A 24,367-nucleotide genomic window follows, 5' to 3' on the forward strand; every position below is an offset into this window, starting at 1 on the left:
ATATGGCATTAGGATGCCCGAGGCTAAATACAAACCATCCTTCCAAAGAAGCACTGAAGACAAGGATTCCAGCAAGAACGAGGATAAGCAGAACGAATAAAGCAAAGAGAATGATACCCTGTTTCCGTACAGCAAGTTGCATCCTATACTCCCTTCCTGATGAGCTAGCAAAGAAACCTTAAGAATGGGGATAGAAAACACTCGGTACGCTCAACGGATAGATCATTCCATGCGGGTAGATAACACTCGGCCCACCATGCGGATAAATCATCGTCCGGGGATAAACAACGCTGGGCTGCAAATCACTTAGGGCTCTGAAAAGATGCTCCATAGGCAACGTTGTGACTGCCCAGAAGAGGCCGAGTAAAACAACGCAGAGAAGCAGCAAGAGAACGAGAAGGGTTCCTATTCCTATCTGATTCAATGATAGGCGCATAATAACCTCCTTTCGTATTTTTTCGGCTTCATGTCTACTCTACTTGAGACATGAAGCCGAAAGAACGCAACAGCAACAGAAAGTATAGCCATAAAAAACCTTAATCATAGTGGGACATTGCATGACCTCTTTTCCTTGGATTCGTTGTAAAACGCATGTATGAACATAAAGAAATCAGGATGTCTTTAATTATGAGGATAGATGACATTCGGACTGGTATAGGGATAAAGAGCATAGGTAACATCACCATGGGGATAAACAGCATCTGGTTGGCTACCATGTGGATAGACGACATTACTGCTATTGTAGGGATCAAAGCTAGCGACGCGATGAGGGGCATCCAACGCCCCATGCCAATAAATAACATCTGGCTGGGGAAGCAGTGCCATGGTCAACATCCCGATGCCGACGAGGCCGAGCACCAAACTTCCGCAAAACCATTTAGAAATCTTTGTCATAACTTCTCCTCTTCTGAGTGGGTACAACGGTTGTGAGAGTAACTGGAGCGAATTGCTATTCAGAGTGTACTTGGAGAGAGGCTTTTGATGCTGGAAAATATGGTAAAGATCAGGAGACGATCACGTCACGAAACGGCAGCAAGTCGTCTCTCATTTTCGCGACGGTTGAGAAGTGCGGAAGAGAGCACGTTCATCGAACTAGCTCTCATGTAATGGAGAGTACTGACTACTGGGTGAGAGGAAAGATAGGCATCACGGCAAGTCCCTGGAGCTTGTTATGGATCCACAGCACCCCTCCGGTATTCTCGCCAGAACTGGTGGGCTGCCCTGCATACGCGAGCGTGGCATTGGTCACCATATCGTTGATGAGGTCAAGGGCGCGTTGATCACGAGCCACCTGGTTCATAGAGACCAGGAGTTGGGCATCGTTCCTGATACGCTGCATGTATCCTCTGACAGGAGCGGTGACCTGGTCGATGTGGATCGCTAATTGGCGCTGCGCATCCGTGTGGCCGGGGGCATTCGCGAGCCCTTGCAGATGCAGATCGACATGGGTGAGATAGCTCGGCAGTGCCTGGTCCTCTTGCACCTCGAGGAGGCCGATACGCCCCATCTTGGGATCAATAAGAAACGGGGTGCCAGCAGGGACATCCAGTCCAACATATGCCTCCCCATCCAGGTAATCTAAGATGCGCACAATTTGGCGATGCATCAGGTTGGTCGCGCCTGCATTGCCCCAATCGTCTCGTGTCGCTGTCGCGTATTCCAACAGTTTTTCCGTGTTCCTGGTCAGCCAGACCTCCAGTCCGCCCGCAAGACCAAGTTTCATAAGCGTTGGGTCCTGGGCAAGCAGGTGTCTGAGATGCGCCACAAAACTAAAGCTGTCCCCGGATGCCAATGTGTTGGGAAACGCCCCTCCATAGCGCCATGTCGCAGGATCTGCCGCAGGTGCCACCGGCACGATTCCTTGTGCCTGTTCCGTAATGCGGAGCTGGCTGAAGGTGACAAGCAAATTGGCATGATCTGGGCTGTGATACTCCAGGTGGGCGTTGCCTCCCTGAATCGAGAGCGCTCCGAGCAATAATGGCTTGATTTCATCATTGGAGGCATCGGGGAGGAGCCATGCATAGTCATTGTGCCCAGAGGCAGGCTCTCTTAGATGCTGAAGATCGAGGCGCAGTTGATCATTGAGCCCTTTGCTATTCAAGGGATCATGCAGGCCACTACTCATGAACTGGAGCGTCCCTACAGCTACTGGTTGAGAAGCTGCTGGCTGTTGCCTGGGGGAGAACACCTGGATTGTACTGAAGAGCACAAGCACAATTACCCCCAGAAGCACACTGGCAAGTATCGGGCGTTTGTTCGGCGACCGAGGCTTGCTTGCAAAGGAGGCGACAGGAAGAGGGGTATTGGGGAGGGCCAGCACCGGCGACGCTTCCTCATCACGGGAGAAGAAATGCCCCTGCGAGGCGTGTGGATCGCGAATGATAGCCTCAGATGGTTGAGAGCTTTGTTGCTGCTGCGTGACACGCTGTATGGTCTCTTCTAACGAAGGAGCATGGACGAATCCATGTTGATGAGCATAGGCTGCCAGGGTTGCGCGAATTGGTGGGATCACCACACCAACAATGGTCAATGCCATCTCCTCGCGCTCCAGACGACGAAGGGAAGCAAAATCTTCTGTCTGAGCAAACGCAGATCCATGTGACGGTAAGACCAGAAAGACTGCCCCTCGCTGCTGGCGCAACATCATGAGTACAACCGTGAGTTGGTCTTCTGGCTCAACCTCTGCGAGATTGAGTGGGGTAGGCAAAGGTGCATGGTCGCCGAGAAACGGGGTCACGTCTTGCAGAATCATCAGTGTCTCCTTTCCCTAGGCAAGCAACCGTTCTTGCACAGAAAGGCCTTGAGGTCGCTCCTGCTGCGCAAGCACATGTTGGAGCGTCCGCACCACATACCGGGCAAGAAGAGGCATGTGCAAGGGGTCCCCGGGCACGAGATGCACACGGAAAGGGCCATCGGTATAGTCGCGCCAGGCCACAAGCTCTTGTAAGGACACAGCAGCATCTTCTCCACCACAGACGGTCAAAGGACACTGCAATGTTCCAGGCGCAAGAGAAGGAACAGGCGGGCGGCAGGCTGCGATACACATCGCTTGTGGGGAACAGGCATAGCGCTGTGCGAGCAACTGCGCGACCTGCACGCTCAATACGCCCCCAAGGCCCAGGCCAAGCAAGGCAAAAGGAACCTGCAGTTCTGAGAAGAGAGGGGATTGTGCCTCGTCCTCAGGAACGAGGGCATGCGCAAGCGCCCTCAGCGTAGCTCCATCAGGTACCAATGACACGTCCTGATGCCATTGAGGAAGTTGAAGTGGACACACCTCGACCAGGTTTTGCAGGTTGGACGGAAGCAGATCTGGGAACGTACGGAAAAGCGACGCCTCTTGCCCTGGCGGCGGGAAGCACAACAGACGAAGCGCTGGTATCGTTGACATGGAGCATTGAGACCTTTCTTGTTGTGGTGAGACCATTGGCTCTTGAGTCTTTTTCGGCGCGGTTGAAGGTGTACGTGTGAACGCGCTCTGTAGCGTTTGGAGGACCACTGAGACGAGGATGATCGCTCCCCCAACATACGCCAGGGAGGTCAGCCGTTCCCCGCCCCCAAAATACGCGTACAAAGCGCTGATGATGGGTTCAAGGATAGCGAGAAAAGAAACCGTGACAACATTGAGAAAGCGCTGCGCTTTGATCGTCAGCAGCAATGGAAGCAAGACGGTGCCCAGACTTGTATAGGCGAGAATGGTCGCATCCGATTGATGCCACGCCCGGAGAGATGACCAATTGCCAAAGCATAGGGCAACAAGCAGAGAGGTCCCCGCTAATGTGAGAAGCAACACGCCAAGCTGCGGCCACAAAGATAGACTGTGCTCCTCGTCCTGGCCTGTGATCAGCCAACGTTCAACCAGAAAAGCAAAGATCGTCAGCCCAGATCCACCACTTAGAGCGGTGATATTAGCCCGCCAGTGCTGTGGGTGTGCTTGCCAAACGAACAGTGCTCCGAGAAGCGCCAGGGAACAGGCCCCCCAGGTGAACCGCGATTGTGGTTGGCGAAGAACACAGACAGCGATCAATGTCGCCATAATGCCATTGAGGCAGACAAAGACAACGGTCTCCGTAATCCCTGTACTTTGCAGTGAATAGGTGAGGCACAGAAGCGCGAGGCTGAGATATACTCCCAAACTGGCACCACGACGCCAGATCTGCCGCGTCAGCAGAGACCGGAAGCGGCATAAGAGAGAGAGCGCCACAGGAAGCAGGAGAGCAAATTGCAATGCGGTAAAGATGACAGCATCAATCCGCTCAAGTGGTTCACTCGCAACGATGGAGAAGGAAGCATAGAGCACATTCACCAGCAGGCATGCTCCATAAGCCAACAGTTTCAGGATGCGTTGCCTCTCCAGGCCACTCGCCTGGAGCACACTCCCCCACCATGGAAACGACGGGTGGTGATGGAGCAATTGTGTCTGTTTCATACTATGAACTCCATTGCCAGAGATAGATCAGTTGCCCGGAGGCAACAGCCAGCAAGTGTTTGTTAGGCGACCAGGCGCTTGCATTGAGAGGATACGCATGCTTTTCTTGCGCGACGAGCCGCCTGGAGAATGACCGCATCTGCCAGATCGAAAGGATCCCATCATCATTGCCAGTTGCCAGATAGCGACCATCTGGCGACCAGGCCAGGCTACGAAGAGGCGTTGCCGACGCTTGCCAACGTTGAGGCTCATCAACGCAGCGCTGCTCTCCTTCTATCAATGCGCTCTGCTGACAGACAGAGGCAGTCGGCCAGAGGCGTATCATGCCATCGTCACCACCTGCGGCCAGTTCTCCCTGGGGCGAGAACGCCAGACAATGGAACGCCTTCTGCGTGTCCTGATACAGGCCATGAAGTTCCTGAGCATGTTCCTGCCAGATGCGGATCACACCACCACGCGAGGCCGAGGCAATCACCTCGTGAGAGGAGGCGACCGCTTCAATCGGCGTTGTATGTTTTCGAAACACACGAAGAGGGCGGTAGTGAGACGTCTCCCAAACAACTGCTCGCGTATCGAGTCCGACAGAAATCAGGCGGGGCATCTTTGCCAGCCAGGTTAAGGCGGTAATGGCTCCCTGATGATCCTGATGTTGCGCCAGCATTTGCCCCGTGGTTGCCTGCAGGAAGGAGAGCGTTGTTCCCGCGCCAGTTGCCACGATGGTCCCGTCTGGCGACCAGCAGAGCCCCGTGACAGCCGCGGGATGAGCGATGTGAGACAAGATGGTTCCATCGGCTTGCCAGAGGATAAGGGAGACATCATCCGAGCCGCTTGCCAGCATCTGGCCATCCGGAGACCAGGCCAGGCTACGGACGGGAGCTTGATGTCCTGAAAATCGACGGAGGAATTGGAGCGATCCTCCCATCGACATTGCCTGTGGACCTCCATCCGGGTAGTGGTCAGCAGCGTGTGCAACCCATGCCGTTGCTGTTCCAGAAGCCAGACCAATGAAAGCGCATCCACCTAAAAGACCGGTTGCCAGGAACCTTCTCCGATCAACAACTGGGTAGTACTGCTGATCCCCCTCATGGAGAAGCATGTGTTGATAGTGCATTTTGCGTGTCATACAAACAGCCCTCCTTGCGAGCGATCCTATTTAGCTGATGTGTTCCTGGAGGAGGGTCGCCTGCATGAGTGGCGTTGGACGCAAAATATATCCAGTTTCGAAAATGGAATTGACCGTCATGTCAAACTTGCGTAGTTTGAAGCGAATTCGACTGAGGATACGCCGAACAGGACGTATCACCATGTCAATTTCGTGCTTTTCAACCGCATCGAACAGGATATTCCGGTAATAGGTAATGGTTTTTTCGGTAATGTTTCCATAATACCCTGCCATCAACACCTCATATGGGCAATAGTGGGGATAGCTGGTCAGAAGTGGTAAGAGCGCTCCCAGCTCGGCAGCGGTAAACTGCTGCATCGCCCCCTGCTGTGGTAGTCCTCCTTGCGTCTTTAAGACGGTCAGAATGCCAAAGGTGGAATTGAGCGCGAGCACCTGCCCAGGAGGGAGTAACCCTTCAAGCACATAATGCAGCGTTTCCGCTGACACGTCACAGTACGCAGGGGTGCGCGATTTGCGAATAATTTGCGCCATAGATGCTCCTCCACAGAAAATACGAGTTTTCACGGTGTGCGGCCTGCTTCAAGTGTGCCTTGAAATCGCCCGAAAGGGAACGTCATGAGGAGTCAGTTTTGAGATCATGTGAGGCGTCAGGAGGCATCATTCGGGAGACACAAGGTATCATGAGGTATCATGCACCCACGATAAGATGAGTACACAGACGAATACCAGGGAGAGCAAAAGCACGAGGGAGATCACAAAGGGGAATATATTGACAGATCGCTTGCTATTTGGATAGAATGATACTATAAATAGTAGAACATATGTTCGTTCCGCATGGAAAGCGCAAGAAGCATGGGCAGGGAGCGCTGGGAAGGAGGAACTCATGGAGTGCAAATATGTTGGGAGCGTAGGAGGAGGTTTTCCGTCGCCAGCGGAAGGGTGGCGCGAAAGATCATTGGAAATCTCCGAGGTATTACAGGAGCATCCCGAGTCGACGTTCTTCATGGTAGTCCGAGGCAACTCGATGGATGAAGCTGGAATCGGAGATGGGGATCCGGTGGTGGTAGACCGTGCACTTAAGGCTGAACCGGGCAGTATCATCATCGCGCTGCTCAATGGGGGCTTTGTGGTCAAGCGGTATCTGGTTGAAAATGGCAAGGTTGTGTTAGCCTCGGCGCATCCTCGCTTTCCTCCATTGCCTGTCACATCACGGATGACCTTTGAGGTATGGGGAGTGGTTTCGTTTGTGGTCAAAAGTGTGCGCGTTGGGCATGCGCAGACCTTGCGAGCACGGCTCGCACAAGTGTCGCGACGGGGAGAGCAATGAAACGAACAATATTTGCCATCGTCGTTGTAGACAATTTCTATGCGTCAGCTCAAGAGCTCTTTGTTGGAGCCATCCGTGGGCGTCCCGTGGTAGTCCTCTCAAAATCTGGACTGCTCGCCCACTCATCCTGCTCCGCACCTTGTTGTCTACATTGGTACATATACTCACGAAGAAGAGCATTTCTTAGTTCTCGGTATTGTAACACATCCTCGCCGAATGCAATAGCGGGAAGAGCCCTTGAGATGTTCATCGGGGAGAAATTCCAGCGGTCCCTAGACAGGGCCGCAGCTGTTTGATACAATCTCTCTACATCTTCCATATCAGAAAATTAGCTGCAAAGAAGAGGAAAGGAGGCGTCTATGCAAACAATACATCCCGCCATCATCTCTGTCATAGCCACCACCTTTTTCCGTTCTCTTCGTTCTTCTTGTGCGAGTGCGTTGTAACGAGAACCTCCCAGAGAGTATTATCGTTTTGGCTGAAAAAAGCATGACAGGGGTGGGCCATACACTGTTTCTTGAACCATCCATCTCAACGTATAAGGAGACAATTTTGTCATGCGCAGCACCTTTCACAAGGGGGAAAACGCTTCCACACTTTTTCCCGTGATTCAGTCACTTCTCTCTCCACAAGCACTCATAACAGAAGTGCTTTCCAATTACGATATTGGGAATCTTGTTGAGTGTAAATTGCTCTCGCACAATCTTAATGATACCTACCTCGTGTCTACCAACAATTACCAATATATTCTCCGTGTTTCTCAAGCACCACGTCCGGCTGGTCGAACATGGCGATCTGTATCCGATATTCTCTATGAACTCGATTTGTTGTTACACCTCAAGCGCAAAGGAGCCTCGGTTGCAGTTCCTCTTGCCAGGCGGGATGGAACACTGTTCGGTACTGTCAATGCACCTGAAGGCCAAAGAGTTGTCGTGCTCTTTACTTACGCATCAGGAGAACCTTTGGCTCCTCCCAAGCAGACACCGCTGTTGAGCGCTCTCTACGGGCGTACCGTGGCTGAGATTCATGAGATCACCGATGATTTCGTCAGTGCTCACTCTCGCTTCCATCTGGATCTGGCTTTTTTGCTTGATACACCGCTCCAAACGATCCAACCGCTGCTCACTCACCGTGCCAATGATTGGAACGACTTGCTGCAACTTGCGAACCTCTTGAAAGAGCGCATTGCGCGTTTGCCAATTCAGAGATTGGATCAGGGCACGTGCCATGGGGACGCGCAAGGCGGGAATGCCGTACTCTCTGTGGGAAAGATGCTGACGTTCTTCGATTTTGATGTGAGTGGGAGCGGCTGGAGAGCCTACGACCTTGCCGTCTTTTACTGGGGAATGACCTTAGGGAAAAGTCGCTTAGGTTGGGATAACGAACAGGTTGAGCGCTTGTGGACGGCGTACTTGGAAGGCTATCTGGAGCGCCGGAATCTTAGTGGGCCGGATCTTCAAGCCATTCCCTTGTTTGTCATGCTCAGGCATTTTTGGTTTCTCGGGCTCCATACAGCCAATTGGGACTACTGGGGGTGGGAAGAGATAAATGATCGCTTTTTCGACAGAGAATTGGTATTTTTACGAGAGTGGGCCACACAATGGCTTGAGTAGTTGTTGAGAGAAGGGTTGCTACCACGCTCTCAGCATGGTGGCAACCACCATGGCCCGAAAATAGCGCTAAAAGCTAAAAAGTCATCCAATGCCCTCCATGGGCATGAATAGTGTTTTGTGCAAGGCCCAGATTCACCTGGATCGTGAGCCAGATATTTCTGTATGTGGATTGAGCGGTAAGAGGATAACGATCCCAACAAATATTGCCCATCTACTACCCTATTTCATATTAAGAGATTTGTATATTGCAAAAGAAACACGCATAAAGTTTTAATGCAAAATGTGATTTCTACCCTATTTGCTGATGTTTGGCACTACTCCTTGATATTCCGCCTATTTTGAGGTGCTGTAATGAGTTGGAAAAGAAACGTGATCTTATAAGGGGTGGCAGGTGCAGAGAGCGGATCAGGTGCTCCAAGAGGAGAGGAGGAGATAACCTTGGCTAATGCTTTTGATCTCTTCCCCTGGCAAATGAAGACGTGAGACATTATCCAGACCTTTTGACAAGCTCTGTTACGCACATTCATATATCTATATCGGATATACCGAGCAACACACCGGGGCACTTGGAAGCGAGAAAAGATGACATGTTCAAATAAGGCCTCACCTCGTTGGAAATTGTTGATACGAAGCATCGTTGATGAGCGAGTAGGATGGCATACCGACCCGGAGTTTGCACAAGGCGGAGCATGCTCGTCATCGCAGCATCAAAGTCACCGCCGTGAAGAACTAAGAGAAATACGATGGGTGGTATGGATGCTTTGTTGAGAGTATGAAATGATAGAGCCCTGGGGAGCCCATTGATGCTCCTCAGAGCTTCTTTCTTCTTGTATGACTGTTTCAGAGAGCCTGGTACCTGACGCTTACACCGATGGTGTCGTCTCCTGTGGTGAAAATGCGGGCAGCACAAATTCTTTCATGAGCAGAGGTGGGAGAGGAGGACCGTCTGGTCCAATGTGGGTCTGCATCGTGATGACCACGACAAGATCAAGGTCCGGCACCACTGCGATAACTTGTCCTCCATGTCCAGCCGCGCAACAGACTCTGCAGCCATTCCATTGTGGTAGAAACCAAAGGTAGCCATAACCCTCTCCCTTTGGTGTTGTCATATGGTTCATCCAGGTCTCCTGCATGTAGGCCGCAGGAATAACCTGGAGACCATCCCAGGACCCTCCATTGAGGCAGAGATAACCAAATTTCGCCATCTCGCGAGGGGTCAACTGTAAACCGTATCCTGCCGGATTGAATCCACGTGTGTCGATGCTCCACAGCAACGTATCGTCTTTGGTCCATAGACCAAGTGGATGTGGTTCTGCCTTGATAGAGGTTCCCTTTCGCCAGGGATATTTCCGCCCTTCTTCGTCTTGCCAGATGCCCAAAGGCTCAAAGAGACGAGACTGTGCATAGGCCGCCAGAGGCATCTTTGTAAGTGAGGTGAGTATCAATGAAAGGCAATGCAGGCTCACATCGTCGTAGCGATGCACCTTGCCAGGTGTGTGCCGCATCGGGCGCGCGAGTATCTTCTCCGTCGAGGCCGTATCCTCCAGAAAGGTCAAAATATCATCTGAGGGCTCCTGGAAGCCGCTACTCATCGTGAGCAAGTGACGGATCGTAATATCCTGTTTGCGCACATCGTCAGGGAAATAGTGTGGAAAGAATGGCAATAGACATTGATCGAGCGATGAGAGCAATCCCTCCTGGAGAGCGATCCCCACCAGGGCCGATGTAATACTCTTGGTAATTGAGTTGATGTTATGATAGTGAAGTGGTCCTGCACCCTGGTAATACTGCTCAAAGAGGAGATAGCCTGAGCGGACAATCAGGATGCTGCGCATATCAGTGATACCGCGAGCATATTGATCGAGTTGAGCCAGATACGCGGTGTCGGCCCCTACGTCGGAAGGGGCGACTGTGCGCCATGTGTGTGTCGGCCAGGAGGGACGTTGGGGATGCTACTCATCAAAAACTTCTCCCCTTTTCTCTTCATATGGTATCCTTTGATCCTTCTGGTAGGCTCTTTCTCATGAGAGCGAGCAACCCATCCGCCACTGACTCGCGCCACGTGAGATAGTCATGGCCTCCATTATACTCTGTATAATGCACATCATATCCCTTCTTACAGAGCATGTCATGAAAATGTCGGTTTGCTATGACCTGGTCAACGGTGGCGGTTCGTTCTAAAAGGCCAACTTCCAGCGAAAAGCGAAGGGGCCGTTTTTCTCTTGCTGCATAGTGTGTTGTCAGCCATTCTCTTTCGGTTTCAGGTCCCCACCAGAAGGAGCCTGATTGAGAGAGGACCTTCCCAAAGAGGTCCGATGCCTCAAAGGCAACGAACGCAGCAGCGAGCCCACCAGCACTGACTCCTCCGATGGTGGTACGAGCAGAATCAGAGGTGACATGATAGTGCTCTCGAAGCCAGGGAAGAAGTTCGTGTCGCAAAAAGTGGACGAATGTTGGGTTACAACGCATTTCGTGTAAGCGCGTCTGCGCATCCAATGAATCAATAAAGACGGTGATGAGGGGAGGAATCTTTTTCTCACTCAGGAGATTGTCAAGGATCGTTGGTGTTGGAATCACATGAAGATAGCAGAAGCCATCCAGCAGGAGAAGTATATCACATGGTTTGCCAGATGCGGTGTATCCTGGTGGCGTATAGACCCATATCCGCCGTTCATTGGCGAGAAGAGCACTGCGGAAACGATGCATTGCAACTGTTCCCTTGGCGATCCCAGGCCGTATACGTCTCCAATAGTGCGAAGGAGCTTGAGGTAAGATGAGGACATGCCTGATACTCTTCATCATCAGCCATGTCCTCATCTTTGGGATAGAGAAAAATATGCCGATTGAGGGGGTCGACTTGAAAGGTTGCCGTCCGCGCCTTCCAGTCTTTGATTTCTTTTAGATCAGTCAATGCATCATTGGGGGAAAGCTGATAGGTTGTGCGCATATCAGAGCGTAGACGATAGGTTTTGAACCAGAGATCGGTTTTCAGAAAGCGTTGGAGTTGATTGTGTGTCAACTCGCCCCAGCGTGTTGGCCCACCAATGAGCACGACATTCTGTGTGTTGCCAGCATCTTTCCAGAGGAATGTCACGAACGAATGGAGTGGGTCATTAGGAAGTGATTCGATGAGCGGAGTCCCTTGCTTTGTCACTTCTTCCCAAAAGTGATGGAGAGCATACGAGTTCCCCTCTTCAAATTCTCGTTGTAATTGAGCAAGGCGGGGGCTCAGAAGAGAAGAATCGGCTGTCATTCCCTGACCTTTCTTTTCACAGACAAGGCACATCATAGTTGCGTCCCAAAGCATCGTACCATAGAGACGAGGCGCGTGTCTAGCAATAAACACGCGTTACTGCTAGCAGTAACGCGTGTTTGACTGGTAGAACTACTATGACGAGGGTGAGATTGAAGCAAGAACTCTCCCCAAAGAAACTGGGGAGCAAGCGACTCTCCAGTTTGCATCTCTTCTGCCGAGAGGGCATACTGGAGAGTCGCTTGCTCATGAGATGATCCACCTCAATTTCAGTGCCCCCTCTCTGCCATATGCCTGAACATTCGCCCTTGTCATGTTAGCGAGCAGTGGCGAAATACTTCAAAGCACGCTCCATTGCGGCAAGAAAGCCTTGTATGCCATGTGGATTTTGATGCGCAGCATTCACCATGAGCATGATGAGTGCTTCTCGCAGCAAAGCAAGGTAAAAAAGGGCCTCATAGTTGTCTGTAAAGATCTCCTGGTTCCCGTAGGAGGTCATCAGCGTGCTCGTTGGGACACGTTCACGATAATAGGCATCCCAGTTGACGAAATCGATGACCGGGTGGTTGCCGGAACAATCCTGCATGTCGATAAGACCGCTGATGTGATCGTCTTCGACAAAGATATGTTGCGGCCCAAAGTCACCATGGACAAGGACCGGCGTCGAAAACGTGTACAACTCGCGATGCGTGTCTAACAGTTCCAGAGACGTCGTAATCTTCTGTGCCGGGATATGCCAGTGCGCTGCAGCTGTAGACAGTTCAGTCTCTCGTTCATTCGCCATCAGCATGATGTCAGTAAAAGAGGTTTGTTGCCCTTTTGCATCAGGCTGGAGATAGCCGAAACCCTCGATGCTGACGCTATGCATTCTGCCGAGGATCTCTCCAATCTGATGAATGGCTTTGTCCACGTTGGGCGTTCTCGCTGCTTTGAGCAGCACGTCAAGTGGTGTGCCTGGAACCTTTTCTTCGATACAGAACATGACAGTCGTCTCATCATACGTCGCCTGCTCGATGAGCAACACCTGGGGCGTTGGGACACCAGCTCGACGTGCGGCATCGAGTGCCCAGCGTTCAGCTTCGAAACGATGATTCGGTTTGCGTGAAATTCTCACGATTACGTGGTGATGGTTGGTCGTGGCCACTTCATAGACTTCGTTATCCTGCCCAAGAGCTACCCGGCTTATGTGCGCCATCGTACTTCCTGTTGCCCGACGGAGGAAATCCTGGATCAAACTGGCCGGTGTTGTCCACTGGTTGTGCCTTGTGTGAAGCCATTCATTTTTTAGGGAAGGGGTCTCTGCCATGTGTTTCTCCTCACAACAAGAAATGCTCCATGCAACCTCTCAAGACAACGTCTCTTGTGTTTCCTTGTGTGGGTGTTCCCCAGACCAGAGCCAACGCATTTCTTCACTCTCCACAAGCAGGTCTTGCAATGTCCCTTGTGCCTCAATCTTGCCGTCCTTTAAGAGGAGGATATGATCCGCCCTGCGCAATGCCGCATGACGATGTGAGACCACAAGAAAGGTGCTGTTTGTACGAGCAAAAAGCCGTTCCCACAAGAGACGCTCTGTTTCCACATCCAGCGCGCTTGAAAGATCATCAATGATGAAGATGTCTGGGTCGCGTATGAACATACGAGCAGCGGCTGTACGCTGGACCTGTCCGCCCGAAAGGCGAACTCCACGCGGACCAATCTGTGTCCCTACTCCCTCTGGTAGGGTTTGAAGATCCTGTTCCATCACGGCGGCTGAGAGAGCCTCTGCCAGGTCTGCATCTTTTGTGGCAAGACCAAGCAACACATTGTCGCGCAGCGTGTCGCTAAAGAGCCTGGGTACCTGTGGGGTGTAGGCGCTATATGGTGGAACGAAATGCGACGCCGCATCTTCTACTCTCTTCTCATTCCAGCTAACCTCCCCCGCCTCTTTCGGGAGTAACCCAAGCAATGTTCGTAACAATGTCGTCTTGCCCGCACCCATACGACCCGTCACAACGGTAAACGAGCCGTGTGGCAGGGAAAATGTCGCTTGCTCAATTCCATGTACCGTGCCTGGATGGTGATACGTGAGATTGTTGACAGCTATCCAGGCGAGTTTTTCTGTTGGATCGCGCTGCGGTGTTTTTTCTCTTCCCTGTGCTGGAGCATCCTTGAGCAGATCTGGATGATGCGCTGCAAGGGTGGTTGGTGGTGCGCCTTGCAGTAGGGCCACCAGACGTTCAAGCGAGACACACGCCTGCCGATATGCTGGCAGTACCTGACTGATCGAGGCAAGAATCCCTGGAACCCATTCCAGATAGAAGACAAACAACACAAATTCACCGATGGTCAATGTTCCCTGGTGAAGTGCGCTGGCGCCAAACAGCAGTATCAAACCTATCCCGAGTTCATGTGTTCCTCCGAAGATCGCGTCGACGGTCGACGTGAACAGCAGATCTTGGAGTGACGTGCGCTGGCGTTTACGACTTAACGCTGCCACATGCTCAATCACTCGTTCTTCTGCGCGTGCGACCTTGATGGCCAGAACCGCATTGAACATCTCGCCAAGCGCACCACTGACCTCGCCGGTTGCCTGCCGACTCTTGTGGCGATACTGCTCGATGCGCGGCCGTACCCATTTCGCTACGGTGATGATGATTGTCAGAGGCAGGAACACAAGGATGGTCAGCAACAGTGAAATCCTCGCCATCATCACCAGCGCAACGAGCGCAAAGACGCCTGCTCCAACGAGGTTGAACCACGACGCGAGGAGTTGGCAGAGCACGTTGACATCGTCACGGAAGCGATTGAGTATCTCTCCCGTTGAGAACGGTAGTACCTGTCCACCTGGGAAGGCAAGCAGGCGTTGGAAGAGATTGTGTTGCAGAAGTGAACTGGTAATGGAGTGGGTCACGGTGAGAAGTAATTCCCACCCGAGAATGTCGATGGCCCGTATGAACTCAGCCGTAAACAATAACGTCAGGATACCCCACACCTCCATCGCTTGTGGCGAGTGAGCTGACAGGGCATCGAAAAAGAGGCTCGGGAGGACTCCCAAGGGGATATAGAGCACCCAGCCCCCCACCACGATAAGGAGCAAGCAAAGATACATCCCCGTTTGAAAACGATACAGGTGCCAGGCAAGTTGCCACAGTTTCATGTTGTCTCCTCGCTTCTCCTCCCCTGGAAATTGTCAGGAAACGTGTTATTCTGCATCCAGGACGAAGTGTTCACGTGGGCTATAGTGAACCTTCTGTCCGTGTTCAATGAGCATCACGTCATCGACGTGCTTCAGAGCCGTTCGCCGATGCGCGATGATGATGCCCGTGCGACCATGGAAGAGGCCGCTCATCGCACGGTCGAGGAGCGCCTCAGTGACCGGATCGAGACGAGCAGAGGCTTCATCCAAAATCACCAGATCTGGATGTGCCAGAAACACCCGTGTCAGCGCGACCAGTTGTGCCTGTCCGGCGGAAAGATTGCCGCCCCCAGAGCGTAACATTGTGTCTAGCCCCTGCGGTAATTGTTCAGCCCAGTCCCACAAACCGAGCGTTTCAAGGGCCTGCCTCAGCGTGTGATCAGAGATTGTCTGGTCGAAAAACGTGAGATTGTCGCGTACACTGGCATGAAAGATCTGCACATCCTGGGTCACCATGGCCACGCGCGAGCGTAACACATCGATCTTGATCGTTTTGAGATCTATGCCATTCACCCGGACGCATCCTTTATCGGGATCATAAAAGCGTAACAGTAAGTGCGTGAGCGTTGTCTTCCCGCTCCCGGTGCGCCCGAGGATACCGAGTACCTTGCCCGACGGTAGGCGAAAGGAAAGATCACGAAGCACAGGCTCTCCTGCTTGATAGCCAAAGGAAACATCCTCAAAGGACACGGTCAGTGGCCCTGTTGGCACATATTCCAGCTCACCATCAGCAAGACGGGTGTTCGTTTGCAGAAGCTCATCTAAACGAGAGAGGCCTGCCACAGCTCGTTGGAAGTCGCCAAGCTGGTTGGTCATCTCGCGCAGCGGGTCCCAGAGTTGCATCGTGTAGGCAAAAATGAGGTACACTATCCCAAGCGTTAGCGCCCCATTGAGGTAGAGATAGCCATCGAGGCCAAGCGCGATGAGCATCCCGAGAATATACATGAGCATGCGTACACCTCTCACGGCCTGGCTGACCAGTTCTGCTCGCCTCTGGAGGCGAAACCGTTGGCGGAGAAAAACCGTAAGGCGCTGGGTGACATAGTGTACAGCTCCATTCGCGCGAATATCCTCTCTTCCGCTGAGCCGCTCTTCGAGAAAACCATACAGTTCTGCTTCGGTGTGGCGCGCCTGCACAAAATAGGGTGGAGGGAAGCGCGATATGTAGATATTGATGAGCAGATACAGCGCCGTGTACCCCAGCAGGGTCAGACCAATGCGCAGATCAATGTGCAATAAAACAAGCAACATTCCCACCGTCAAAAGGGTGCTGTTGATGAGCACAAGCACAAAACGCGACAGGAGATTGTTGAGCATGCTGACATCACCATCAACACGCTCAAGTAATTCACCAGGAGGGTGCTGATGATGAAAGCTCAGATCCAACCGGAGGCAATGGCGTGCGACATCAAGACGGAGGGCGTTTGTCGTGATCCACGCGAGTCGCTCCGCTGTATAGGTTTCGCCAACTCGCACACCGCGTGCGAGAAATGCAAGGCCGAGATACATCACCGCGAGCGCCAAGAGCTGCTCTGTTGGTTTCCCGCCCGTTGCAGCATCAATGAAGAGCCCAAGCATGAAGGGGGTCAGCAGTTGCAGCCCAATGGTGGCAAGTAAAAACAGTGCAAGCAAGCTGACCAGGCGCCATTGGGCTGCAAGATACTGCTTCCAAAGATGCCGAAAGCGGCGCAAAGCATGGGTTGACAGTAGCGTACCTGATGTGTGCATCGGCTCCCTCCTCAAGGTCATCAAGAGAAGCTTCAGTTCTTTCGCAAGCGTGTTGGATCTCGTGAGCAAGAACATGCAGTTTTTCTTGCTCACGAGATGTTTTGTCTTGATTGTAAGGAAGAGAACGGTTCCGTCACTTCGCCATGAACTCCAGGCACTGCCACTCCATAGCTGCCTGAAACAGGCAGTACATTTTCGGCCACCAATAATCGTGTGATGAGCCATTATTCGCATCCCAGACGAGCATGTAGAGCCATTCAATGAGACCGATTCGGTAATCGTCGAGCAACTCATCCCAGCTGTAGTGACGGACGCCGTGAGCAGTGAGCGTGTCGTAATAGTGCCGTAGAGCACGGACCTCTCGTTGCTCCTCATGACGCTGGGCAGGGGTCCAGAAGGTGGCAAGCATATTCGCAAGGTCCAGTGCTCCGATGTGCACTTCTGGTCCCTGCCAATCGATCAAGTAGGTGGCCCCAGGAAGGTGGCGCGGGCAGAGGAAATTCGAGAAGTAGGCGTCGCCATGCAGCAATGTTTGTTTGCTGCCTGTACGGAAGCGAGGCTCCAGGTGCTGTTCCCAGTAGCGAGGCATGTGAGCAAGCCATCGTTCATAGCCTGCACGCACCTCGACCGGCAGGGCTGCGCCTGCTTGACGTGTGACGAATTGCTCCCATGCCTGGGTGCGAGTCTGGATATAGCGGATTGCTGGAGCCTCTTGCGTCAGCCACATGCCGGCGCGTGCGACCTCGGTTGTGAGCAGAGGATGCTCCCACCAGAAGGCCTGAAGACGTGCAAGGGTCTCGATGGTGGCTTCGATATAGTCGGGACTGGGGACGCTCCCGCTCGTATCAATGGACTCATCGCGCGTCACAGGCTGGCGGTGCGTCTCTGAGAGATTATGAAGCAACAGATAGGAATTGCCGCTCTGCTCATCATAGGCTGCGGCGTAGCAGGGAGCGATCACCTGTGGATGATTGGGAAGTGCAGCGATGGTCTGATAGAAGCGCACCTCGCGCGCCTGCGCTTGTTTGCACCACTCTTCTTGTGTATTCTGTTTCAGGACAAGGTGCGTTGGCGCCTCTGGTGGTGCCTCAGGCGAATAGCGCAGTGAGAGGTAATTGGTGTGGGAATTAAAAGCGCCTGTTGATTGGATCTCAATGGCATGCACTTCGCCTTGGGTGAGAGCTCCCGAATGGCGCAGGATCTGTGTGAGCCAGGTCGGTGTTATCCCATCAATTTCGGTCGTTGCAAACAGTTCAACCATATGCCTCTTCTCCAAAGGATGTCATTCGATGACACAACACTGGCGAGCGTTCGCACATGAGGAGGCAGGCACAAGCATAGTAGGAATTTAGAAGGCATGGCAAAGAGGTGAAGCTGGGTGGCAGGGAAAAGCCATGCGTCATGTGCTCTGCATGTTCATGTACCAGCCACACCAGCAAATAGTTGCACGCCGATATATGCGTGCAAAAAGTCGCAAGAGAAATTTGTGAGTGACTTCGTGGTACACGATTAGCAAAGGCTCATGATCAGCAATTTCCCCCTTTTAGATCGGTACCTTCATTTTATGTTCTTTCTTCCATCTGTGTCAAGTCGATAATGCTTGAGATCCAAGGCCATCCCATCTCAATGAGAAGAAATGGGGGATGATTATTCCCAGCGAGCCATACGAATGAAATGAAGAGCAACGATGGTTGCGAGGTGTTGCACATACGTTTCTCTGCTCCAAGAGATCGAGAGCGCCATCTCTCCAAGGTATTCGTGCCTTGGGAGAGGTGCTTACGACTCCACTATCATGCTGCGAGCTGACCCTTCCATGAGCCCTCTCTCCATCATCACTTGTTTCAAATGGGTTGCGCAAGCGGGATACCATTGTGCATCATAGAGGCCAATGAGGGCATAGTAGTAGAGCCACGTCCAGAACATATAGAACCAATATCGCAACTCGAAGTCCTGATCCAGTGCGAGCATCTGCTGATAGGTCTCAAGGAGATGGTATCGCTTGCCCTGACTCTTGGTCAGGTGAATCAGATCGAGTTCATAGTCTGCCCATTCAGCATCGAGAGGATCAAGCAAACCAGTCACCTGGTAGGTTGAAGGATGAAAGAGCAGGTTGCCAAGACAATAATCGCTATGAATCAGCACGGCTTCTCTTTGACGATGGCCCAGAATCTCTTCTGCCCGATCAAGTGCGTGCTGAGCGACCTCCCGAATGAGAGCGGGGAGTGCCTCTTCGGGAGAGCGTGGGTGTTGGATCAGCTGATTGATGGCTCTGACCCGTTGACCGTAATAGTCCCACCAGGTCTCATAGGAGGGTCCATCGATAGGCCCATACCCATGGGGGCTACGAACAGCGTGGAGAGCGCGTTGGACCTCGATCATGTGACGCGCAACTTTATCACGCGCCTTCTCATCGAGCTCTCCAAGTTGCCGCCCCTCGACCCCAGGGAGATGTTCCATGAGCAAGACTTCATAGGAGGTATCTGGAGCGATATGCAGAGCATAGACGTGCGGGACAGGAACAGGAGCATATTTTCGTAATGCTTCAAGTTGTCGTTGTTCGGCGAGACCACGGCCTGGAAATTTATGTGCTTTGATGACGACCTGTCCGGGATCGCGGGTCATGTGGACCACATAAATAATCCCAAAAGCGCCTTCAGCCTTTTTGTGAACAGAAGTCACGTCGGCTGAAAAGGTTGTGTCGATGAAAGACCGCAACATTTCTTGATCGAGGCTAGGATCAGCCCGACTGGTGAGCCTCATGGTATGTCCTCCTCAGAGAAAAAGCGCCGAGAGGTGATAGAGTTGGCACCTCCCTTGTGAAGAGAAGCATACCTGTTTTCCTCTTTGAGCACAAGCATAGGGAAAAGAAGAGGTAACAAGGGGAAAGATAGCTTGCCACAGAGCGGGGGAATAAAAAGAAGATACTACCCATTTATCTGTCATATCCTATGACCCGCGTCATGAATTGGATGGGAGCAAAAGGGGAGAGCCATGAGGTGTGGTTTGAGTACCGATATGAATGTCAGGTAAGCATCTTTCGCTTGGCAGATGGTCAATACCCTCAAAATGGTTCTATCTCATTTTTTTGTGAGGCTGAGCGTATCCAATGTGCTCATTGCTTTTTCTGAGCATGGAAAGAAGAACTAAACCGCTGTTGCTGATGTGTTTTCACTACAAGTGGGATAGTTCTCACACTTGAGCAGGTCTAGCTCTCCAATGGAAGCATTTACCTCTAGCAGAGCGGTGACTCGGTTATGGCATGTCCTTAGCTCTGGAAGAGCGTGGACTCTTTCGCCAAGCGGCGGAGCGCTGCGCTTCAAAGCACACACCAAACGGAAAACACACACTCGCAATACCAGCCGGCGATGAGCCAGAAGGGAAAGAGAAACAGACTCGGATGTGGCCGGAGGGTGATACTCACCCGCTCTCCGTGTGGTAAATTAGGGGAGAGAAGAGCAAGAATGCAGCTTGTATGTTTTCCAAGGAGCGCACTCAATGATTACTATTCGTCCTGCACATGCAGATGATCTCGCCCAGGCATTCGAAATTTTTTACGAAAATGAAATTCATGGTGAATCTTCTCCCCCTCCTCTGCCTGATGCTCGACCAGCGACACTGGCACATATCTTGCGAACCGGGATAGTATACGTTGCTGAGGACAATGGTCACATGCTTGCCTTCGCCGCTGCGATGACGCGTGGCAAGGTGACCTATCTGACCGACCTCTTTGTGCGTCCCGACCAGCAGTCGTCTCGCCTCGGGCAGACGCTCCTCCGCTCAGTCCTGTCATCCTCGCCAGATGGAGTACGCTGCACACAGAGTTCGACTGATCCGCGTGCGCTCGCCCTCTATATTCGCTCGGGGATGCACCCACAATGGCCTAATTTTTGCCTGCGTTTGGAGAAAGACGCGTTAGGTGAACAATGGCCGACCGATTTGAAGGTTGTGGAAGCTCATCCAGGTGATCCGGAATTGGTAGAATGGGATGCCCAGGTAAGTGGCCGCCACCGTCCACAGGATCACGCCTACTGGATCAGCGAGCAGGAGGCAATGCCGCTCTGGTTTCAGCACAATGGGGTGACCATCGGCTATGGTTATGTTCGCTTGGGAGCTGGTACCCTCTGGTTTCCCGAGGCATGTACCCTTGGCCCTATCGGCGCGCGGACACCAGCAGACGCTGTACGCTGTGTGCTGGCGGCGGTTGATTGGGCGCGTCAACGAGCGGCTATTCTGCGGATTGATGTTCCTGGTCCGCATCCTTCTCTGGCACTGCTGCTGAAAGCAGGTTTTCGCATCACCTACGTTGAAACATTTGTTTCCAATGCATCTACACCCTTTTTTGACTCGCAATGCTATATTGCTTCGGGTTCAGAGCTGCTCTGAGACCAATCCACCATCGAGAGTGGAAGGTTGAGTTGAAGAAAGTTGGTGAAAAACGCACATGTTTAGCATCACCAGCCAGGCAAATCGAGTTTCTGGCATAGCCTGTCATACCTCCTGGCGTCCTCCCCGCAATTGCCATGAGGTCTACGCCGAGGATGATACGCGGATACCGGACTTCACGGTGGGACTGTAGACGATGTATTCGTGGATGGCAAGAGGCCGGCGGAGATCGACGACACATCAAAGGAGGATAGATTTCTTCGTTCCTTACACTTCCCTCTGCCGGTCTCTCAGCCGTGAAGAGGTTTGCGCACATCAAGGTGCATCAGTGCTCATATCGGAGGACAAATGCTTCCATGGGAAGGCCAGACCTGTTAGGTGTGAGGGCATTGACCAGGTGTTTCGCTTGCTACGCCGCTTCAAAATATTGTGGGGAAGAATCAAGCCTGTGGGCATGGGAGCACCACAGAAAGCGCTTGCTGAGGGCCAGCTTCACTTTTGCCTTACTTCCCTCCTTGCTTGAGGTTTCCTCCAAGGTGCTTCGACATGACCTGCTGCAACAGGGATGCCATAGCATGGGAGAGCGGCACCTGTTGGCTTAGGTGTTGCTCTCCCACTTGGGGGAAGTGCTCGGGCTTCCTCTGGCTGATCTTTTCCCCTCCATTCTCCTTCTGTTAATTCTGGATGTTTTTTCTGTCAAAAACGAACGCCTCTCCTGCTTCAATGCTTTGCTCACATCTGTTGCCCTGGTGCGCGTTTGATGGAGCAATCAAGTATGTGCCATTATGAAAGCATGGCAAGACGCATTTCAATTGCCAGACGAGGCGAGGACGGAACAGACCCACCAGCAGCAACAACCTGAGGCATCAATGCTTCCATCTCATCGCATACAGCACGAAGCGCCAATATCTGTTCTTCTAAGGTGACGTACAGTTGAGAAGGACGCTTTTGAAAAGGAAGCACCTCTCCCTGAAGTGCGGCTTGCACCTCACGCACATTTCGTTGAAGACCTAACAGCCCATTGTGGAAACCAATCAGGTCATGCCTGGCCAGAAGTGGAAGAATACTCGCTGCGATCATCCAGAAGAAGCCTGTTGTCACAGAGGCATCCTCAATGCACCTCTGAGAAGATATTGGCTCGAGAGGAGGGGGCTCAGGAATTCCAACTTTATCAAAAAGAGGGAACGATGGATGTTCTTGATGCGCGAGATGGTGGGGGATGAGCATCCAATCGACATTGATGGCTGATTCTTGGTATAACACGTAGGTAAACGTCCCACCAAGCGTATTGTTACTGTGGGCTTCAAAAAGAACCGACGGCGTTCCAAATTGTTGAAACAGCGCCAGTCTCTCTTCAGTAGTTCTCGCACCATATGGCCAAGGCGTTGCGCAGAGTGTTTCACTGTATGCTTCAGCAACCACAACATGGAGGTCGAGATCGCTCAACGCATCCTGCTCACCTCGACCAAAACTGCCAGCTAACCAAGCTGCGACAAAACGTTCATCCTTCTCTAAAACCGTGGCAATATGTTTCAGAAGCTCAGTTCGATGCTGAAGAGAAAGAGCTCTGTGATGAGACATAAGCAATCTCCTCATATTTTTATCCTGTGATTCGCCAAGAGCGGCGGGAAATACGTTACCAGAGGTGCATACTGGTCGCATGCTGACAAACCTCAGGTCTATTTCTTTCTGGTCAATAAGACCGAGAGTGATTTGCAATCATCATATTTCTGAGAGAAGTGCGTTCTCTCCTGCGGGAACGTGTGCATGAGCTGAGAAACGAGGCTCTCGGCATCATTCTCTCCTGAGGTGGGTCAACGATCACTTGCCCTCTCTTTCACCCCACTCACTGGTTCCTTGCCCACAAGGGCGACCAATCGATCTGCGAATGAGCCGCGATGGGAAACGGAGTGATGATATCCGTTAAACTCGGCATACTGGACCTCATACCCTTTGAGGCGCAACACATCACGCAGATGCCGATTGCAGCCCACCATGTAGATCCATCCCACATCCTCCTTTAAACCAACCTCCAGAGAGAAACGAAGAGGGAGGCGAGGGCTAGCGATAAATTGTTGAATGATCCACTCTTGCTGAATATCGTCCTCAGGATCCTTCTCCCACCAGAACGAGCCAGACTGCGAAAGCACATTGCCAAAAGTTCCTGAGGCGCGTAACCCTGCGAACGCGGCTGCCAATCCGCCATAGCTACAGCCACCAACTATCGTCTGGGCGGGATCAGCAGTGACATGATAGTGTTCATGCATCCACGGCATCAGCTCCTGAACGAGAAAATCGACAAAGGGTTGGTAGCAGACTAGCTCACGGTTACGCGTCTCATCATCTGGGTGATCAAGGAAGACCGTAACCAATGGAGGGATTTTCCCTTCTCGCACAAGATTGTCCAGAATGGTCGGTGTTGGAATGAGGTCTAGGTAGGTCCAGCCATCAAAGAGGAGCAAGAGACGGTAGGATTCGCCTGTCTGGGTGTACTCGGCAGGCGTATACACCCAGACGCGGCGCTCATTGCCAAGAATATGGCTGTGTAACCGATGGGCATGCAGTTGGCCCTTTGCTCCGTCAGGGGAAGGTACAATCCAGGTCTGAGCAGGAGCATGGGGCAATTCCAGAATGGAGAAGATGACCTCCTGCGAATCAGGTTTTTCTTCGTCTCTGTGAGCCACAAATTGCTTGGGGTTGAGCGGATCAGGGAGAAAACGGGTGCCGAACCCGCCCTGTGCCTGATTAGTCAAAGCATCATTGATGGAGAAGGTGTAAACTCCACGCACATCCATTTGGAGACGGTAGGTTTTGTACCAGAGATCGGTATCTAACAAGCGTGTCATCTGATGCTCTTCGGGATGGTCTACTCCTGCTGGTCCGCCCCAGATCACGACGTTGTGTGTGTCTCCACTGTCTCTCCAGAGAAACGTGACCAGAGCGTGCTTCTCATCTCCTTCAATGGTTTCTATCAGCGGTGCTCCATGGGCAAGAATATCTTGCCAGAAACGGTCAAGAGCGGTGGAATTCCCTCGTGTGAGTGCTTGTTGTACAGCGTGTATGCGCGGACTTTCAGGGAAGCGTTGTGATTCCATAGATACCTTTTCTTCGAAAAGAGATGATGTTCTTTTCGTCCTTTCAACATGTATCTGTGTAACACCGGAAACGGCCATATCATGCTGATGCGTGAGCACGCGTAGGCGCGCACCAAGATGCAAAGGGAAATCGTTTTTAGGATGGCGAGCAGAGGCAATACAATAGTGGAGAGAAAATGGACCTCACACTCATGTCTCACCAAAACTACACATGCACACAGGCAAGCGACTGGGAACATCTCCT

Annotated in this window: 18 protein-coding genes; 3 read left to right on the plus strand and 15 right to left on the minus strand. The window is 52.2% G+C overall.

Translation table 11 applies throughout. The annotated features are described in order from the left end of the window. Positions 1 to 621: 621 nt before the first annotated feature. From K3T82_RS31790 to K3T82_RS31810, 5 genes are all read right to left on the minus strand, one after another. A complete protein-coding gene (locus K3T82_RS31790) occupies positions 622 to 894 on the minus strand; it encodes a hypothetical protein (protein WP_220197563.1) in 273 nt (90 codons plus the stop codon). Between the two features lie 226 nt (positions 895 to 1,120). Next, the gene (locus tag K3T82_RS31795; RefSeq protein WP_220197564.1) at positions 1,121 to 2,752 is read right to left on the minus strand and encodes a hypothetical protein; all 1,632 of its coding nucleotides are present in this window, start codon (positions 2,750 to 2,752) and stop codon (positions 1,121 to 1,123) included. A gap of 15 nt (positions 2,753 to 2,767) precedes the next feature. Next, positions 2,768 to 4,426, minus strand: a complete 1,659-nt coding sequence (locus K3T82_RS31800) for an EamA family transporter (RefSeq protein WP_220197565.1) — start codon at positions 4,424 to 4,426, stop codon at positions 2,768 to 2,770. Position 4,427: 1 nt separating this feature from the next. Then, a complete protein-coding gene (locus K3T82_RS31805) occupies positions 4,428 to 5,549 on the minus strand; it encodes a WD40 repeat domain-containing protein (protein ID WP_220197566.1) in 1,122 nt (373 codons plus the stop codon). Positions 5,550 to 5,579: 30 nt separating this feature from the next. Further along, the gene (locus K3T82_RS31810; protein WP_220197567.1) at positions 5,580 to 6,080 is read right to left on the minus strand and encodes a hypothetical protein; all 501 of its coding nucleotides are present in this window, start codon (positions 6,078 to 6,080) and stop codon (positions 5,580 to 5,582) included. Between the two features lie 352 nt (positions 6,081 to 6,432). Between K3T82_RS31810 and K3T82_RS31815 the strand changes: the two genes are divergently transcribed. Then, on the plus strand, positions 6,433 to 6,876 hold the full coding sequence (locus K3T82_RS31815) for a LexA family protein (protein WP_220197568.1): 444 nt from the start codon (positions 6,433 to 6,435) through the stop codon (positions 6,874 to 6,876). Between the two features lie 557 nt (positions 6,877 to 7,433). Further along, positions 7,434 to 8,489 (plus strand): phosphotransferase, encoded by a 1,056-nt coding sequence (locus K3T82_RS31820; RefSeq protein ID WP_220197569.1) that lies wholly within the window; start codon positions 7,434 to 7,436, stop codon positions 8,487 to 8,489. Between the two features lie 863 nt (positions 8,490 to 9,352). Here K3T82_RS31820 and K3T82_RS31825 read toward each other — a convergent pair. From K3T82_RS31825 to K3T82_RS31855, 8 genes are all read right to left on the minus strand, one after another. Continuing rightward, the gene (locus K3T82_RS31825; protein ID WP_220197570.1) at positions 9,353 to 10,324 is read right to left on the minus strand and encodes a serine hydrolase domain-containing protein; all 972 of its coding nucleotides are present in this window, start codon (positions 10,322 to 10,324) and stop codon (positions 9,353 to 9,355) included. A gap of 148 nt (positions 10,325 to 10,472) precedes the next feature. Next, positions 10,473 to 11,195, minus strand: coding sequence for an alpha/beta hydrolase (locus K3T82_RS48180; RefSeq protein ID WP_236031686.1), 723 nt, complete (start codon positions 11,193 to 11,195; stop codon positions 10,473 to 10,475). Further along, the gene (locus K3T82_RS48185) at positions 11,161 to 11,742 is read right to left on the minus strand and encodes an enterochelin esterase domain-containing protein (protein ID WP_236031687.1); all 582 of its coding nucleotides are present in this window, start codon (positions 11,740 to 11,742) and stop codon (positions 11,161 to 11,163) included. The genes K3T82_RS48180 and K3T82_RS48185 overlap by 35 nt, the downstream gene beginning before the upstream one ends. Before the next feature lie 316 nt (positions 11,743 to 12,058). After that, positions 12,059 to 13,048 carry a phosphotransferase family protein gene (locus K3T82_RS31835; protein ID WP_220197571.1) on the minus strand — a complete coding sequence of 330 codons (990 nt, stop codon included), beginning with the start codon at positions 13,046 to 13,048 and terminating at the stop codon, positions 12,059 to 12,061. 39 nt (positions 13,049 to 13,087) lie between these two features. Then, on the minus strand, positions 13,088 to 14,878 hold the full coding sequence (locus tag K3T82_RS31840) for an ABC transporter ATP-binding protein (protein ID WP_220197572.1): 1,791 nt from the start codon (positions 14,876 to 14,878) through the stop codon (positions 13,088 to 13,090). Between the two features lie 45 nt (positions 14,879 to 14,923). Beyond that, positions 14,924 to 16,645, minus strand: a complete 1,722-nt coding sequence (locus tag K3T82_RS31845; protein WP_220197573.1) for an ABC transporter ATP-binding protein — start codon at positions 16,643 to 16,645, stop codon at positions 14,924 to 14,926. A 133-nt stretch (positions 16,646 to 16,778) separates the two neighbouring features. After that, positions 16,779 to 17,906: an oxidoreductase family protein gene (locus K3T82_RS31850; protein WP_220197574.1), complete on the minus strand. Its 1,128-nt coding sequence runs from the start codon at positions 17,904 to 17,906 to the stop codon at positions 16,779 to 16,781. Between the two features lie 515 nt (positions 17,907 to 18,421). After that, the gene (locus K3T82_RS31855; protein ID WP_220197575.1) at positions 18,422 to 19,405 is read right to left on the minus strand and encodes a phosphotransferase family protein; all 984 of its coding nucleotides are present in this window, start codon (positions 19,403 to 19,405) and stop codon (positions 18,422 to 18,424) included. Positions 19,406 to 20,140: 735 nt separating this feature from the next. Here K3T82_RS31855 and K3T82_RS31860 point away from each other — a divergent pair. Beyond that, positions 20,141 to 21,028, plus strand: a complete 888-nt coding sequence (locus K3T82_RS31860; RefSeq protein WP_220197576.1) for a GNAT family N-acetyltransferase — start codon at positions 20,141 to 20,143, stop codon at positions 21,026 to 21,028. A 783-nt stretch (positions 21,029 to 21,811) separates the two neighbouring features. On the opposite strand, the gene K3T82_RS31865 is transcribed toward K3T82_RS31860, so the two are convergent. Beyond that, on the minus strand, positions 21,812 to 22,609 hold the full coding sequence (locus tag K3T82_RS31865; RefSeq protein WP_220197577.1) for a nucleotidyltransferase domain-containing protein: 798 nt from the start codon (positions 22,607 to 22,609) through the stop codon (positions 21,812 to 21,814). A gap of 233 nt (positions 22,610 to 22,842) precedes the next feature. Further along, positions 22,843 to 24,123, minus strand: coding sequence for an enterochelin esterase (gene fes, locus K3T82_RS31870; protein ID WP_220197578.1), 1,281 nt, complete (start codon positions 24,121 to 24,123; stop codon positions 22,843 to 22,845). Positions 24,124 to 24,367: the final 244 nt, after the last annotated feature.

This window comes from Ktedonospora formicarum, from assembly GCF_016587355.1.
GTDB classification, from domain to species: domain Bacteria; phylum Chloroflexota; class Ktedonobacteria; order Ktedonobacterales; family Ktedonobacteraceae; genus Ktedonobacter; species Ktedonobacter formicarum.